The sequence below is a fragment of the Oceanobacillus sp. FSL W7-1309 genome, from assembly GCF_038002145.1.
In the GTDB taxonomy this organism is placed as follows: domain Bacteria; phylum Bacillota; class Bacilli; order Bacillales; family Amphibacillaceae; genus Oceanobacillus; species Oceanobacillus profundus.
Genome location: NZ_JBBOBX010000001.1, coordinates 203,629 through 219,311 on the forward strand (window position 1 = coordinate 203,629; position 15,683 = coordinate 219,311).

Here is a 15,683-nt window from a genome sequence, read left to right on the forward strand (position 1 = left end):
GGAGTGTAAACCATGCAAAAACATAAAAAAAATATCAATCTCCTATTGGGATCGGGTATACTGCTGGCCTTTATCGGTATTTTAATTGTAAGTTTTTTCTATACTCCTTACGATGTTAATTCAATGGATATTCCGAATAAGCTAAAAGAGCCAAGCACAACACATATCTTTGGGACAGATGAATTTGGCCGTGATATTTTTAGCAGGATTTTAAAAGGCAGTCAAACAGCGTTTTTAGTAGGTATACTGACAATTGCGATCGGCGGGTTCTTCGGTGTATTAATTGGAGGAATTGCTGGCTATGCAGGTGGATGGCTAGATGAAGTGTTCATGAGAATAATGGATGCTCTCATGGCTTTCCCAGGGATTATTTTAGCTTTAATGCTTGTTGCTGTTTTTGGTCCAGGAATAATTAACACTTCTATTGCACTTGGCATCATTGCTGTTCCAAGTATCGCTAGGGTAACACGGAGTGGCTTTGTACAGCAAAAAGAAGCAGAATATGTGACTGCAGCCAAGCTAATCGGAGTGAAAAACTACAAAATAATGTTTAAGCATATTTTACCAAACATTTCTTCGCAAATTATTGTAGCTCTATCAATTGCCTTTGCAATTGCCATGTTAGCAGAAGCAGCACTCAGTTATTTAGGGTTAGGCGTACAGCCTCCTGATCCAAGCTGGGGAAGAATGTTAAAGGATGCTCAAAGCTACTTAATCAACTCTCCTTGGTATACGTATGCACCTGGTGGGGCAATCACATTACTCGTATTGGGGTTATACCTATTAAGCAACGCATTAAGGGATTTAATGGATCCTCGTTCAAAATAAAGCTCAAAAGCGGAAGCGCCCGGTTAACGACGTACGGACTGCGCCCCGAACTCTGGGGTGGTTCGACAGTCGAACATTCCTACGGAGGAGATAAAGGAAACATGTCCCTTCAGGGGTATGCCGATGTTGACTTTCACCGCAAGGGTATAAGTGCGACTAGGCCTCATGTCTTAGCCAGTCGGCAAGTCTTCTTTATCGTACGGAGGTGAGGGAAGTCTCTCTAGGCGCTGGCGCTGGCGCTGGACGTGGCTTTCCGGTAAAAGAAATACTACATCCACATTTTATGCTTTCTTACACTAAAATAAAGGGATGGTTTTTATGCAACTTCTCGCATAAGAACCATCCCTTCTTTACATATTATATTTCACGGCAATATTTTTAATTTGAACATAATTCTTCAATGCTTCAAATCCTTTTTCTCTTCCTATTCCGCTTTTTTTATAGCCTCCAAATGGCATTTGAACTCCGCCACCAGCACCATAATTATTTACAAATACTTGGCCGGACTTGACTCCCTGAGCTGTATAATGAGCTGTATCAATATTTGAAGTCCAAATTCCTGTTACTAAACCATATTCCGTCTGATTTGCAAGTGCAATTGCTTCTTCTATATCCTCAAAGGTAAAAACAGTAAGAACCGGTCCAAAAATTTCCTCCTGTGCCAATGTACTATTATGCTCCAGACCGTCAATAATGGTTGGTTGAATATAATAGCCACTTGTATCTTCAACTTTAACCGGCTCTCCCCCAGTAAGAATTTTTCCTTCTTTTTTGCCTATTTCCAAGTAAGACAATATCTTCTCATATTGACGTTTATTTAAAATTGGTCCAATGTCTGGATCTTCTATTCCCCGACCAACTTTTAATGCATCAAATTTTTCTGCCAATTGATTAACAAACGTCTCTTTAATTGATGAGTGCACAAGTAATCTTGAGCCAGCTGAACATGTCTGACCTGCATTTTGAACAATTGCATTCTTAACACCCTCTGCCGCTTTTTCTAAATCCGCATCCTGAAACACGATGTTCGGAGATTTCCCTCCTAGTTCAAGTGTTACTGGAGTGACACTTTCAGCAGCAGCCTTCATAACAGTAATTCCCGTTTTTACAGAGCCAGTGAATGTAATTTGATCGACACCTTCATGGGAAACCAGATGGCTGCCTGCAGTTGAACCAAGACCTGTAACATGTTGAAAAATTCCTTTTGGCAACTTACATTGAGCGAACCATTTCGCCAGAGCATTTGCTGTCAATGGTGTATCCTCCGCACTTTTTACAATAACAGCATTACCTGTTGCAATTGCAGCAGCTACACTTCTGGACATAATTTGAATCGGATAGTTCCAAGGTATTATATGGGCGGTCACTCCCATCGGCTCAAGTACAGTTACATCAAGAAGTCCATCTTCAATCGGAATGCTATCCCCCATTAACTTATCTGCCGCTCCAGCATAGAATTCAAAATATCTTGCAGCTGCTTCGATATCATTCCTTGCTTGTGTCATCGGTTTTCCAACATCTAGACATTCCAACTCACTTAACTTATCTTTATTTTCGCGAATATAGGTTGCGAGCTCCATTAACAACTGTCCACGCTCATACGGTTTAAATGACTTCCATTCCTTACTTTCAAAAGCTTCACGCGCAACTTCTACAGCAGTATCAATTTGCTTCTCCGTCGCATTCACAATTTCTGCTAGCTTTTCACCTGTTGATGGATTATATACTGGAAGCCATTCGTCTTCTCCAGCTCCAACCCATTCCCCATTAATCAGCATTTTTATCTTATCCATTTATTTACCCCTTCCTATAAACTTCTTCCACCATCCACATGGAGTGTTGTCCCAGTAACCATCTTTGCTCCATCTGATAACAGATAGCTAATCGCTTCCGCAATATCAGTCGGTTTAATCAGTTCACCTAATGGTACACTCATTTTAAAATCATCTAGTGTTAATCCATTTTCTTGGTCCTTCTCAGATGGAAATTGCACAAGCATTTGTGTTTCCGCTGGTCCTGGATGCAGTACATTAACACGAATTTTATCTTGGGCAACTTCAATTGCGAGCGCTCTTGAGAAAGCTTCTACAGCACCCTTTGTTGCGATATATGATTGAAGACCGGGTCTTGGTCTTGCCACAGAAACAGAGCCAACATTTATAATTGCTCCTCCCTCTTGCTTTTTCATATAGGATACAGCTTCCTTACATGTTAAAAAAATCGAGGTAGCATTAATGCCAATGATTTTATTCCAAAAATCTAAAGAAACATCCTCAATTGGAGTTGATGATTGAGCTATCCCCGCCAGATTCACAAGTCCATCTATTTTCCCATATGTTTCAAAAATCTGTTTAAACACTTCCTTAATCCGATTACTGTCTAAAAGATTTACTTCTTCTTGTCGGAAATTATTATGCGTAATGTGTGCCATACCTTCTAAAGAAATATCAATTCCAACAACAAATGCTCCTTCAGAAAGTAATGTAGAGACGACTTCATTACCCATACCTCCTCCAGCACCTGTAACGATAAATACTTTTTCCTTCTGTTTCACACGTTCACCCCTCTAGAATTTTATTAACAATCTTGTCTCCCATCTCAGCTGTTGATGCATTCCCACCTAAATCTGGTGTTATGTTATCACCCTCAACTAACACACTTTCAATTGCTTGTACAACCTTCTCAGCTAAATCGATATAACCGAAATGATCTAGCATCAAACTGATACTCCAAATTTGTGCAACGGGATTAGCAATTCCTTTGCCTGCAATATCTGGTGCGGATCCGTGTATTGGTTCAAACATAGATGGATACGTACCTTCCGGATTGATATTTCCAGATGGTGCAATACCAATACCACCTGCAATCGCTGCACCTAAGTCTGTTAATATATCGCCAAATAAATTACTGGCAACGACCACTTCAAATTCTTCTGGCTTTAAGACAAAAAAGGCAGCCAATGCATCTATATGATATAAATGGAACGGAATAGATGGATATCCCTTCGCAATTTCACGGACGATGTCATCCCAAAACGGCATCGAATAATTCATAGCATTTGATTTTGTCGCAACGGAAAGCTTGCTCCTTCCCTTTTGTTTTGCATATTCAAATGCATATTTAACAATCCGTTCTGTTCCATACCTTGTGAAAACACTGTTTTGAATCACTGTTTCGTGAGGCGTATTCTCATGAAGCTTCCCACCGCTATTTGAATATTCACCTTCTGTATTTTCCCGAATCACCGTAAAATCGATATCTTCCACCGACTTATAACGCAGTGGGCTTTCAATCCCTTTCAATAGCTTAATCGGCCGTAAATTTACATATTGCTGAAAGGCTCTGCGAATTGGCAATATAAGCTCCCACACCGAAATATGGTCTGGAACTTCCGGTGCTCCTACCGCACCAAATAGAATAGCATCATAGTCTTTAAGGATCTCTAAACCATCATCCGGCATCATCTTGCCCGTCTCTAGATAACGCTTACAATTCCAATCGAATTCGTTTCGCTCAAACACTATTCCACCATGTAAATTTTCCAGGGCTTTTAATACCTTATACCCTTCATGCATAACATCAGGGCCAATACCGTCACCTGGAATTGAGGCGATGTTAAAGTATTTCATTTCTTTCAGCTCCATTCTTCAGTACATCATACGTATTATGTATATGGTATAATAAAACCAAAACATTGTAAATACAAAAATCAAAAAATTCATTATACTTCCAAGAGTGAACCCAGCTTGTTATTTTTATCTATCGGGATTTGCAGATATCATATTTAAACAAGTCTTTAGAAAATCGCATCTAAATCTGAATATATTAAATAATAATAAACCGGAGTGAATAAGATGGAGCCTTTTTCAAAACTAAGTTCAGCAAATAAACGATCAGCAGAGATTGTCGCGCAGATAAAAGCCCATTTATTAAATGGTACGTTAAAACCTGGTGATAAACTACCAACTGAAGAGGAGCTGGTTGAGCAATTTGGTGTAAGCAGAACACCCATCAGGGAAGCTATTAAGACACTGGAGGCAATCGGGATTGTGCAAATTAAACGGGGAGAAGGCATGTTTATCACAAAACAGCCTACGAGCGATTCTCTCAACCCATTGATATTCAGTTTGCTATTACTCAATGAAAGCCTAGATAAACTGATAGAGTTCAGACAACACTTTGAAGTTTTAATGATGAATGTCATTAAATCAAATTGGTCAGAAGAAAAAATTGCAAAGATCAGACAGGTCTATGAATCCCAGAAAGAAACGCTAGCATCTGATATTTCTATTGAAGACTTAGTAGAAATTGATTTAACATTCCATTATGCAATACTGGATACGACAGAAAATGAATATATTATTGAAATCGGTAAAACGATTTATGAATTGTATAAACCGAAAATGCTCCAAGCCAAACATACATGTAATGTTGAAAAAACGCTGAAAGCACATAAATACCACCTAGAATTGCTTTCAAGTAAAGAACCACTGACGCAAATGCAGATAGATGAGATGATTAAGTATAATAAAGAATGGATTGGTTAAACCACTCCTGTTGTTCTTTATTTCATTGAACAATCATCTTACTTACAAAACTAATCATTTACGAGATGCTATTAGAAAGACAAAAAACAAAGCGAGGGATTATATAATGGACAGAATCGGAATTGATGCTGGAGGAACGCTAATAAAAATAGCCTATGAAGAACATGGAAAGCTTCACGTGAAGACATATCCCATCCAAGAAAAAAATGAGCTGCTTCAATGGTTACAATTCATTTCTCCTCATGCTACATTACATGTAACTGGAGGAAAACGTAAGTTGATTTCTCACCAGCTAAGCCAAAACATCCGTGTTTTAGATGAATTCCAATCCCTCATTGAGGGAACGCGCTATTTACTAAGCCTAGAAAAGCAACAAAAGGAAGAGGATTATCTCGTTGTAAATATCGGTACTGGTACATCAATATTCCATGTAACAAAGCATAAGTTTGAGCGCCTTGCTGGAAGCGGTGTTGCTGGAGGAACATTAATGGGTCTTGGTTCATTAATTACAGGAAAAAGCAGTTTTCTAAAACTTATTGCATTAGCTGAGAAGGGAAATCATGAAAACAGTGATTTATTAGTGAGGGATATTTATACACCAAATGAGCCTCCTATTTTTGGAGATCTTACTGCTGCTAATTTTGGTAAAGCTAATCTCAATAAAACAGCCTCAAAAGCAGATCATATGGCTGCACTTATTCAATTAATTGGAGAAATTACGATATCACTTGCTAGTCAAGTTGCAATCCAAAAAGACATAAGCACCATCATTTTTATTGGCAGTACATTAAATGGTAATACTCTTTTTAAAAAGGTATTAAGCAGTTTTCAAGATAAGCTATCCTATGAAGCAATTTTTCTTGATAAAGGAGCATATGCAGGTGCAATAGGTGCCTTAATTTCTTAATCATTACCCATTCATGGACTTCATTAGTTTTAATCGTACTAAATGTAAATCAGAGCCACATACTGGCTTCGATTTCAGATGGCAGAAGATTTTTGGAGATAATCATCTCTTTTTTTAATTCCTTGAGCAATATTACAGCTTGATTATTTTCAACACGGTTGATTACCCCATTAAATTTTTTATCCGATTAACATACGCTATCTGTTTTCCCCCTATAGTTTCATAGATTTTACTGCTCCTTTTTGATACCCTTATCTGTGAAAATACTTTTTGGAGGTTAACAATTGAATAGAAGATTTATACTAACTTTGATTTTCATCATCTTTTTAACTGCTTGTGGGCAGACTAGTGATCTAACAGAACCTTTATCCATTGCAAACAACACAAATGATGAACGGTCTGCTTCGCTTATGGAGAAAAATGTGGATACAGGATCAAATGAAACCTCCTCCCTTTCCGATTTAAAAGTTCATTACATTGATGTTGGCCAAGCAGATGCCACGCTCTTCCAATATTCCGATCAAGATAAGTCGTATACAATCCTTTTTGATACAGGAGATTGGAAAGGCGATGAGGTTGTAAATTACCTAAAGGCACAGGATGTTTCTACAATTGACCTTGTCGTTGTCAGTCACCCAGATGCTGATCATATCGGTCAATTGGATGATGTCGTTCAAGATTTTGATGTTGGTGAGGTTTGGATGTCAGGAAATGAGAGCTCCTCTCAAACCTTCATGCGTGGTGTCGAAGCCGTTATTAATAGTGAGGCAGATTATCACGAGCCAAGGGCTAATGAGGAATATGAAATCGGTCCACTAGAAATCACAGTACTTTACCCTGAAACAATTACCGGAAAATCAAACGAAGAATCCATTTCATTACTGTTTACATATGGTAGCACGAAGTTTTTATTTACAGGTGATGCTGGAAAAAGTGACGAACGAAACATCCTGAGCAGTGGAATCGATATAGGAGCGGATATTCTGCATCTCGGTCACCACGGATCCAACACATCAAGTGACCATGCTTTTATTCATGCAGTTGATCCAGTAGTTGCAATCTATAGTGCGGGTGTAAATAATCTCTATGGACACCCTAGTCAAGATGTAGTTTCACATATTAAAGATGCTGGAGTTGAACTGTACGGAACGGATAAAGATGGAACAATTGTAGTCACATCTGATGGAGAAAATTTTCATATTGAAACAAACAAGGAAGAAACAACAACAGATTCCAATACTTCAAATAGTTCTGAGCAAGATCCAGGTGCAAATGCAGAAACGGCAGCTGATAATTCTTGTATCAATTTGAACACCGCTACTATTTCTGAAGTTCAAGCAATCATCCATATTGGCCCAGAGCGAGCTGCAGAATTAATAGATTTAAGACCATTTAATGCATTAGATGACTTAAGTCGTATCCAAGGAATAGGACCAGCTAGAATGGCAGACATAAAGGAACAAGATCTGGCTTGTATGGATTAACAGGGAGGGAAACATATGAGAGGAATACTAGATCGATTTGAGGGAGACAAAGCAGTAATTTTACTTCAAGATACGAAAGAAGAATATATTGTAAACGAAAGTGAGCTTCCCGCTGGGAGTAAAATCAATACCGTCTTTGATCTTGAAAAAAATCGTACTACATATAAAATAAAGAGAATTAACATTTCTAACACAGAGGAAGCTGCACAACAATCGTCTGATTTAATGGCAAAACTTAGAGCAAAAAGCAGGAGAAGCAAATTTAAAAAATAGTGGTAGTATTTGTTGGAATAAAGGTTAGCTTTATCATTAATTTAAAGGATAGAGCTAACCTTTTTATTAGGTTTTTAAAGTAATTTTAATAAGTTCCCCACCAGGAATAGATTCGAAATCATGCCTCACCATCTATGATACGCTGCAAGCTTATATTAAAGTCTCTGCCCCAATTCATTACCGCTTCAATGGTAACTCCCTCTTGTTCTGCAATTTCCTTTATCGGCAAATTTAAATATAACGATAGGTAAACCCATTTCCACTGATTTACAGTTAAATTGTTCTCATAATACTCCCATAAGGAAGCACTATTGTCAGGATATGTAACTGGTGAGTTTGATTCTATGGTTGCGACTGGAAGAAGTTTTATTTTATGTTGGTTGATTGATTTAAGCTGAAGTAATTCGAAAATATGCTTACGAATTATAATATTGAAGTATGTAGACAGGACACCTTGCTCTGGCTGTAATGCTAATGTATTCTCTATTCCTTTATTAACGTAGGTATCATAGTTTCTAAGTCTATACAGATGAAAATGAAACCTACTACGATTCTCTTCAAAAATCTCCTCTAAATAAAATTTCTTTACATTCTCCATTCCTTCGCCTCTTTTCCCCCTGTTAGTATATAACAGCAAAATTTTAAATTTTATATATTTCCATCTAATCCCCATTATAGGAAAAAAGTAACAAAAATTCAACAGTAAAAGCTAAAACTTTCCAAAAATTTAGGTATTTAGCACTTCGAATTTTAAATATTTTAATGATGAAAGTTTTATTATAAGATCACCATCCTGTAGATTTATTTCAAAAAACAATATATTTTTCAAAACGCATTAGATACAACGAACTGCTAAATAATTGGCAATTACCGATAAGTGACAGTCATCCACATTTTCTGTACAATGAAATTAATTCTATTTAAGAGGTTGTTGAAAAAGTCCGGTAAACATGATAAGGAACTTCGACGCCCAGGACGTGTTAGTGTCGGCGTCACAAAGGGACGTTTCGACCTTAGCCGACCTCGGTCCTTTTTATCCTCCTTTTTGAACACGCACTTTAATAGACTTTTTCTATGCTGTAACTTGAATTTTGATAAATTATGTTGCCTTGTTCAAATCTATGAAAGGAGATTCGATCATGCCTATTTCTCTATTTTGGCTACTCATTACAATGCTATTAACTTTCCCTACTACATTAGGTACACTTGATAATTTTCCTATCCAATTAAAGCACGAATCTCTAGAAAATACGGATAGTATACATAAAACAGCAACAATCGCTGATAGTCATATCGATACGATGATGAATGTACTTAACGAGAGCACATGGCTCCCAGAAGTCGATATTGGTGAAAATACTTCCCTTCATGCTGATATACCGAAGCTTGAGGAAGGTGGTATAAATGTAGGATTTTTCGCAGCATTCACAGAGGGATATTATGATAATAATCCTCGTAGTATTAGTCGTACACTCGCATTAATTCATGCACTTTATTGGATGGAGGAAAATAATCAGGACCATTTTCAAATTGCCAAGACAACATTTGATATTTGGAAAACAATAAAAGCAGGTAAAATTGCAGCCGTCCCTACAATTGAAGGTGCCTATTCTTTAGAAGAGCATAATGCAATTGAATTACTCCATCAATATTACGACCTTGGTATTAAAGCGATTGGTTTTAATTGGAACTATTCCAATGCACTCGGTGAAGGTGCGAATAAAATATATGGAGACCCAGCAAGAACTCCTTCAAATGGTGGCTTAACGAAGCTTGGTGCTCAGGTTGCAACAGAAATGAATAAGCTAGGCATGGTTATTGATGTATCTCATATGTCAGAAAACACGTTTTGGGACGTATTAGAAGTCACCAATGCTCCTATTATGGCAACACACTCTGGTGTCAAAGCGCTAAGAAATCACCAGCGCAACCTAACAGATGAGCAGCTAATCGCCCTTGCTGAAAATGGTGGTGTTGTTGGTATCGTCTTTTATCCAGTATTTTTAACGGATAAACCATCCGCCTATGTTACCGATATCGTTGATCACATTGATTATGCTGTTAATTTAATTGGGATTGATCACGTTGCAATAGGTTCTGACTTTGACGGTTCGGATATGCCTTCAGACTTACAAGATGCAACCGAGCTTTATAAAATTACGGATGAATTACAAAACAGAGGGTATTCTGATGAGGAGATTGAAAAAATCCTTGGAAAAAATACGCTTCGTTTATTGTTAGAAGTTGAAAAAGCTGCAACTAGCAATCCATATGCAAAAGGGTTAGATTTCGAAATAAATCCGGAATATAGAATGGGTGAAATGATCGAAGAAACAACGCCAACTTTAGAAGCAACTATTGATGGTCCAGCAAATACAATTGAAACGCTGGATTTCCGAGTAATTGTCGATGGAGTTGCCTATGAACCGGAGTACGATAATAATTCTGCTACACTATCCTTCAAACTGACAGAACCTTTGACCGAGCATTTTCATGTTGTGACATTTGAGGCTGCAGATAAGGATGGAACCGTCCAGCGAGCTACGCGTATTTTCTATTTGAACAAGGAAGCGTAAAATGATACAAGCAAAATAAAATATCAACAGAGATTGATTGTAATCCTGTTGATATTTTTATGCTTTTCTTCTACTAAGCCAATTTCCAGCGCAACGTTTTTGCTTTATGATATCGATCTGCAACTGCTGGCCAATTGACGACGTTCCACCACGCGTCAACATAATCCTTTTTCTCATTTAAATATTGTAAATAGTAAGCATGCTCCCATACATCTAGTACTAATAAAGGAATCATATCTTGCTGGGAAAGATTTTGGTGCTTCTCTGCTTGTAAAATTTCCATTCTTCCTGAACGTGGTGCCCAAACAAGCATCGCCCAGCCTCCACCTTCTACTTGGTCTGCTGCTTGAGTAAAGTGCTCCTTAAACTGTTCAAAACTGCCAAAGTCACGCTCGATTGCTTGGAGTAATTCTCCTTCTGGTTGCCCTCCCGCATCAGGTGCCATAATCTCCCAAAATATCGTATGCAAATAATGCCCAGCACCATTAAAAGCAGCCTCTCGCTCCCAATGTTTAATGAGGTCAAAATCACCTGTTTGTCTTGCTTCTTCCATTTTAATTTCTGCTTTATTTAATCCATCCACATAACTTTGATGATGTTTATCATGGTGTAAATACATAATTTCCTTTGCGATATACGGCTCTAATGCGTCATAAGGGTATGGAAGCGGCGGCAAATGATGTCCACCTATCGGAACAAATGACTGCCTTTTCTCTGCTTGCACAAACACTTCTTTTTGCTCATACAATGCATAAACTTGTTCAACTAATTTAGAGATATACTGTTCATCTATAGTTTCTCGCTCTGCATCTGTAAACACGTGTTCAAAGTGATTTAATATGCTAGCAAGCACTTCCTTTGTTTGTCCTTCAAAATGAGACAAATCGCGTTCAAGTTGACCCTTATTTTCCTGATACCATTTCTGCACTTCCATTAAGTATGAACTCATAATTCCCTCCTAATCACCATATTGATATTATCGTATGAGTAAATTGCTTAGATGTTCCTTAAAATTCTGCTGCTTATTTATTCGGAGAGCCGTGAAATCGTCTCTGCCAATAAGAAGCATCTTTCCGTTAAAGAATCTATCTCTAAATATTCATCTTCATTATGGAGCCCTCCACCAACAGGTCCTAGCCCATCCATTGTTGCTACTCCTAAATTAGCGGGGAATGATGCATCAGAGCCACCTCCAGTATGAACAGCTTTCAATTCAATTCCGATTGAGTCTGCAGCATCTTGAATCACCTGTAAAAGTTTCTTGTTTGCTTTATTTAATTCAAGAGGAAGCCGATTAATTCCACCTTTCAACGTAATATTTGTACCTTTTATATCAGGTTTAGCGCAGATCTCTTCAATTCTCTTCCTTACATACTTAGCTTGATCACTACTTGTAATTCGCACATCTACCATGCCTTTTGCTTCAGATGGTACAACATTTACTGCATTTCCACCTTCAATCATACCAACATTAATCGATATTCCCTTTTGCGCATTATTCAGCTGTTGAAGTTTGATAATTTTATGAGCAAGTTCTTCTATCGCACTTTTCCCTTCTTCTGGAGAAACTCCGGAATGTGCTGCTTTTCCTTTCACAGATAAAATATATTTTCCACCTCCGCGTCTTTCCGAGACAATGGAACCATCTTTTCGTGCAGGTTCCATAATAAGTGCATATTTTTTCGTAGCAGAAACTTCCTCAATTAGTTTTCTAGACGTTGGTGAACCAATTTCTTCATCACTATTTAAAATAATCGTTACATTTTTATACGCATTGTTATGCTGATGATGGAGTGCTTTTATTGCATATAATAGTGTTACTAGACTTGACTTCATATCAATAACACCTGGTCCATATGCACGGGTTCCCTTAATGGTAAAAGGGCGCTCACTTACAGTCCCTTCTGGAAAAACAGTATCCATATGTGCAACAAGTAAAATATCAGTTTCTTTATTTTCCTCGTATTCTATGACAACATTATTTCCGTATCGCTTATTTTTCTTTATCGTAACCTGAAAATCCATCTCTCTAAATTGCTTTATCAATATTTCTGCTACTCTATCAATACCTTTTTTATAATACGATCCACTATCAATGTTAACTAATTGTTCAATTAAATCGAGCATCTCCTTTTTATGATTCAAAATGTACTTCTCCATGATGATTTCCTTCCCTTAGATAGACAATCCCCTTATCCTCCCTTAAGGGATAGTGACACGCTGCGAAATGTCCGGATTCTTTTTCTTCAAATAATGGCTCCTCTTGTGCACAAAGTTCTGTAGCATACGGACAGCGTGGATGAAAAACACAACCTGAAGGTGGATGAACGGCGTTTGGGATATCTCCTTTTATTAATACTCTATGTTCTTTCAAATCCCGCTGTGTGGGGTCTGGCACAGGAATAGCTGCTAAGAGCCCCTTAGTATATGGATGCATCGGCTTTTTAAATAGATTCTCTTTTGTTGTTAACTCAACATTTTTCCCTAAATACATGACAGCGATACGATCACTAATATGTTTCACAACAGGAAGACCATGTGCAATAAAAAGATACGTAATTTGAAGTTCCTTCTGAAGTTTTACAAGTAGATTTAAAATTTGGGATTGAATGGATACATCAAGCGCAGATACAGGTTCATCGCACACAATTAACTTCGGATTCAAGGCAATAGCTCGTGCAATACCAATACGTTGTCTCTGACCTCCGCTAAATTCATGTGGATAACGATTTGCATAGGAAGGATTCAGTCCGACAACCTTCATTAATTCTAGCACGCGTTTTTCAAGTACTTTTTTCGATATTGTTTCATGTGTTCGAATTGGTTCTGCTATTAAATCAAATACACGCATTCGTGGATTAAGGGAGGAATAAGGATCCTGGAAAATAATCTGAATGTCTGATCGTTTCTTTCGCAATGCTTCCCCTTTTAGTTTCGTTATATCCTCGCCTTCAAAATAAATCTCTCCTGCGGTTGGTTCTAATAACTGAACAATCATATTACCCGTTGTCGATTTACCACACCCTGATTCTCCAACAATACCGAGTGTTTCCCCCGCATCGATAAAAAAGCTAACATCATTTACTGCTTTTAAATCGTTTTTATTTCTTTTTAAAAAGCCACTTTTAACTTCAAAAGATTTCTTTAATCCTCTCACTTCAAGTAAATGCCCTTTCCCTGTCAAGTTCCTTCCCCCTTTCTTTCATGTAGCCAGCATCTAACCAAATGCCCGGGTTTGACCTCGATTAATTCTGGATGAACCGTTCTGCAGGTTTCCATAACCAAAGCACAACGGTCTGCGAATCGGCAGCCGATTGGATAATCAATTGGATTTGGCACAGAGCCAGGAATAGGTACTAGTTCTTCTTTTAATTCATGCACTTTTGGTGTACTGGAGAGAAGTCCCTTCGTATACGGATGTTTCGGATGCTTAAATAACGTAAAGACATCTGTTTCTTCAACAATTTGACCACCATACATAACGATAACTCGATCCGCCATCTCAGCTACAACACCTAAATCATGTGTAATCAGCAGAATTGATGTTTCGAATTCAATAATTAATTCTTTCATTAAATGAAGTATCTGAGCTTGTATGGTAACATCAAGTGCAGTTGTTGGTTCATCTGCAATTAATAATTCGGGGTTACAGGATAATGCCATTGCAATCATTACTCGTTGTCGCATTCCACCGCTTAAAGCATGCGGATAGGAATGAAACACTCTATCAGGCCGTGGGATGCCAACCTTTGTCAGCATCTCAATCGTCAGCTGCTTTGCTTCTTTTTTACTTTTATGTTGATGCTCGATAATAGATTCTGAAATTTGATTTCCCACTGTAAATACTGGATTTAAAGAGGTTAGCGGTTCTTGGAAGATCATAGCTATTTTATTGCCACGAATTGCTCGCATTTTTTTCATAGAATAGTCTACTAGATTATGGCCTTCAAAGAGGATTTCTCCAGATTCAATTCGACCTGGCGGATCAATCAAACGCATCAGTGATAGTGAGGTTACACTTTTTCCGGATCCTGATTCACCTACAATTGCAAGTATTTCCCCTTTGTTAATCGATAAGGATACATCATCAACCGCGGGCACAGTTCCATCTTCTGTATGAAAATAGGTCCTCAGATTTTTAATGTGAATGAACGGTTCCTTCATTGTTATTCCTCCTTATCGGCGTCTATTTTGTTCGGGGGTCCAGCACATCACGGAGCCAATCACCTAAAAAGATAATACCGAGAACCATTATGGTTATCGCAATGCCTGGAAAGGTCGCCAACCACCAGCTTGTAGCTAAGTAATCCCTTCCATCACTTAAAACCGTACCCCATGATACGGTCGGGGGCTGTATACCCAACCCTAGAAAACTTAAAGACGATTCTAAGATAATCGTTGACGCTACACTCAATGTTGAAATAACAATAAATGTTGAGATAACATTAGGCAGCAGATGTCTTATTATAATCTTATTATTTTTCACACCAATGGACCTGGCCGCCCTTACAAAATCTCTTTCCTTTATCGATAGAACTTCACCGCGCACCAGTCTTGCATACGATGTCCAATTTGTTAAACCGAGCACAATAATCAGCGTGATAATACTCGGTCCAAAAACGGCTAAAAAGACGAGTGAAAAAAGAATGGTTGGTATGGCGAGAAATGAATCTACAAAGCGCATTAAAATATTATCTAAAAGCCCACCGTAAAACCCGGCAATTAATCCGATACAGACACCAATTATTCCAGATAATAGAACTGCCGCAATCCCGACAAGCAATGATACTTGAGAACCGTAAATTATTCGGCTTAAAATATCTCTCCCTAGATTATCTGTTCCAAGTAAATGTTCTGCGCTTCCCCCTTCCATCCATGAAGGCGGTACATGCAATCCCCCCGGATTAATAGCATTTGGATCATGCGGTGCAAGTATTGGTGCAAAAACAGCTACGAGGGTTATAAAGAACACAATGAGAAGTCCTACTGTTCCTGTCTTACTTCTGAGAAGCAGCTTACTCCATCTTTTGATTGTTCCATTTCGTTTTCTCATATAAACTTGAGAATC

At 38.1% G+C, this 15,683-nt stretch carries 15 protein-coding genes; 6 read left to right on the plus strand and 9 right to left on the minus strand.

Translation table 11 applies throughout. The annotated features are described in order from the left end of the window. The first annotated feature begins 12 nt into the window (after positions 1-12). Positions 13-828 carry an ABC transporter permease gene (locus NST46_RS00910; protein ID WP_095310916.1) on the plus strand — a complete coding sequence of 272 codons (816 nt, stop codon included), beginning with the start codon at positions 13-15 and terminating at the stop codon, positions 826-828. 350 nt (positions 829-1,178) lie between these two features. Here the strand turns inward: NST46_RS00910 and NST46_RS00915 are convergent, their stop codons facing one another. The 3 genes from NST46_RS00915 to NST46_RS00925 are packed head-to-tail and all read right to left on the minus strand — an operon-like array spanning position 1,179 to position 4,457. Next, complete coding sequence (locus tag NST46_RS00915; protein WP_118889781.1) at positions 1,179-2,621, minus strand: aldehyde dehydrogenase family protein; 1,443 nt, start codon at positions 2,619-2,621, stop codon at positions 1,179-1,181. Between the two features lie 14 nt (positions 2,622-2,635). Beyond that, positions 2,636-3,382, minus strand: coding sequence for an SDR family NAD(P)-dependent oxidoreductase (locus NST46_RS00920; protein WP_095310924.1), 747 nt, complete (start codon positions 3,380-3,382; stop codon positions 2,636-2,638). Positions 3,383-3,386: 4 nt separating this feature from the next. Beyond that, the gene (locus tag NST46_RS00925) at positions 3,387-4,457 is read right to left on the minus strand and encodes a tartrate dehydrogenase (protein ID WP_095310926.1); all 1,071 of its coding nucleotides are present in this window, start codon (positions 4,455-4,457) and stop codon (positions 3,387-3,389) included. 225 nt (positions 4,458-4,682) lie between these two features. Here NST46_RS00925 and NST46_RS00930 point away from each other — a divergent pair, with 225 nt between their 5' ends. From NST46_RS00930 to NST46_RS00945, 4 genes are all read left to right on the plus strand, one after another. Next, the gene (locus NST46_RS00930; RefSeq protein ID WP_095310928.1) at positions 4,683-5,375 is read left to right on the plus strand and encodes a FadR/GntR family transcriptional regulator; all 693 of its coding nucleotides are present in this window, start codon (positions 4,683-4,685) and stop codon (positions 5,373-5,375) included. Positions 5,376-5,481: 106 nt separating this feature from the next. Continuing rightward, positions 5,482-6,282, plus strand: coding sequence for a type II pantothenate kinase (gene coaW, locus NST46_RS00935; protein WP_095310930.1), 801 nt, complete (start codon positions 5,482-5,484; stop codon positions 6,280-6,282). Positions 6,283-6,566: 284 nt separating this feature from the next. Further along, positions 6,567-7,766: an MBL fold metallo-hydrolase gene (locus NST46_RS00940; protein WP_251659305.1), complete on the plus strand. Its 1,200-nt coding sequence runs from the start codon at positions 6,567-6,569 to the stop codon at positions 7,764-7,766. A gap of 15 nt (positions 7,767-7,781) precedes the next feature. Further along, positions 7,782-8,039, plus strand: coding sequence for a DUF3006 domain-containing protein (locus tag NST46_RS00945; RefSeq protein ID WP_095310932.1), 258 nt, complete (start codon positions 7,782-7,784; stop codon positions 8,037-8,039). Between the two features lie 118 nt (positions 8,040-8,157). On the opposite strand, the gene NST46_RS00950 is transcribed toward NST46_RS00945, so the two are convergent. Further along, positions 8,158-8,637 (minus strand): sigma-70 family RNA polymerase sigma factor, encoded by a 480-nt coding sequence (locus tag NST46_RS00950; RefSeq protein WP_095310934.1) that lies wholly within the window; start codon positions 8,635-8,637, stop codon positions 8,158-8,160. A 541-nt stretch (positions 8,638-9,178) separates the two neighbouring features. Here NST46_RS00950 and NST46_RS00955 point away from each other — a divergent pair. Continuing rightward, positions 9,179-10,615 (plus strand): dipeptidase, encoded by a 1,437-nt coding sequence (locus tag NST46_RS00955; protein ID WP_303447541.1) that lies wholly within the window; start codon positions 9,179-9,181, stop codon positions 10,613-10,615. Positions 10,616-10,688: 73 nt separating this feature from the next. Here NST46_RS00955 and NST46_RS00960 read toward each other — a convergent pair whose 3' ends face one another. The 5 genes from NST46_RS00960 to NST46_RS00980 form a co-directional block, all read right to left on the minus strand. Further along, positions 10,689-11,564, minus strand: coding sequence for a superoxide dismutase (locus tag NST46_RS00960; RefSeq protein ID WP_303447540.1), 876 nt, complete (start codon positions 11,562-11,564; stop codon positions 10,689-10,691). A 77-nt stretch (positions 11,565-11,641) separates the two neighbouring features. Further along, positions 11,642-12,775, minus strand: a complete 1,134-nt coding sequence (locus NST46_RS00965) for a M20 family metallopeptidase (RefSeq protein ID WP_095310940.1) — start codon at positions 12,773-12,775, stop codon at positions 11,642-11,644. Further along, entirely contained in the window at positions 12,750-13,799 is a 1,050-nt protein-coding gene (locus NST46_RS00970; protein WP_341136590.1) for an ABC transporter ATP-binding protein, read from the minus strand. Before NST46_RS00970 ends, NST46_RS00965 begins: the two co-directional genes overlap by 26 nt. Then, positions 13,796-14,779: an ABC transporter ATP-binding protein gene (locus NST46_RS00975; RefSeq protein ID WP_095310944.1), complete on the minus strand. Its 984-nt coding sequence runs from the start codon at positions 14,777-14,779 to the stop codon at positions 13,796-13,798. The genes NST46_RS00970 and NST46_RS00975 overlap by 4 nt, the downstream gene beginning before the upstream one ends. A 22-nt stretch (positions 14,780-14,801) precedes the next feature. Further along, on the minus strand, positions 14,802-15,668 hold the full coding sequence (locus NST46_RS00980; RefSeq protein WP_095311059.1) for an ABC transporter permease: 867 nt from the start codon (positions 15,666-15,668) through the stop codon (positions 14,802-14,804). Positions 15,669-15,683: the final 15 nt, after the last annotated feature.

Coding starts and splice junctions, on each gene's coding strand:
- NST46_RS00910 (WP_095310916.1), top strand. CDS start 13: ATGCAAAAACATAAAAAAAATATCAATCTCCTATTGGGATCGGGTATA.
- NST46_RS00915 (WP_118889781.1), bottom strand. CDS start 2,621: ATGGATAAGATAAAAATGCTGATTAATGGGGAATGGGTTGGAGCTGGA.
- NST46_RS00925 (WP_095310926.1), bottom strand. CDS start 4,457: ATGAAATACTTTAACATCGCCTCAATTCCAGGTGACGGTATTGGCCCT.
- NST46_RS00930 (WP_095310928.1), top strand. CDS start 4,683: ATGGAGCCTTTTTCAAAACTAAGTTCAGCAAATAAACGATCAGCAGAG.
- coaW (WP_095310930.1), top strand. CDS start 5,482: ATGGACAGAATCGGAATTGATGCTGGAGGAACGCTAATAAAAATAGCC.
- NST46_RS00945 (WP_095310932.1), top strand. CDS start 7,782: ATGAGAGGAATACTAGATCGATTTGAGGGAGACAAAGCAGTAATTTTA.
- NST46_RS00950 (WP_095310934.1), bottom strand. CDS start 8,637: ATGGAGAATGTAAAGAAATTTTATTTAGAGGAGATTTTTGAAGAGAAT.
- NST46_RS00955 (WP_303447541.1), top strand. CDS start 9,179: ATGCCTATTTCTCTATTTTGGCTACTCATTACAATGCTATTAACTTTC.
- NST46_RS00960 (WP_303447540.1), bottom strand. CDS start 11,564: ATGAGTTCATACTTAATGGAAGTGCAGAAATGGTATCAGGAAAATAAG.
- NST46_RS00965 (WP_095310940.1), bottom strand. CDS start 12,775: ATGGAGAAGTACATTTTGAATCATAAAAAGGAGATGCTCGATTTAATT.
- NST46_RS00975 (WP_095310944.1), bottom strand. CDS start 14,779: ATGAAGGAACCGTTCATTCACATTAAAAATCTGAGGACCTATTTTCAT.
- NST46_RS00980 (WP_095311059.1), bottom strand. CDS start 15,668: ATGAGAAAACGAAATGGAACAATCAAAAGATGGAGTAAGCTGCTTCTC.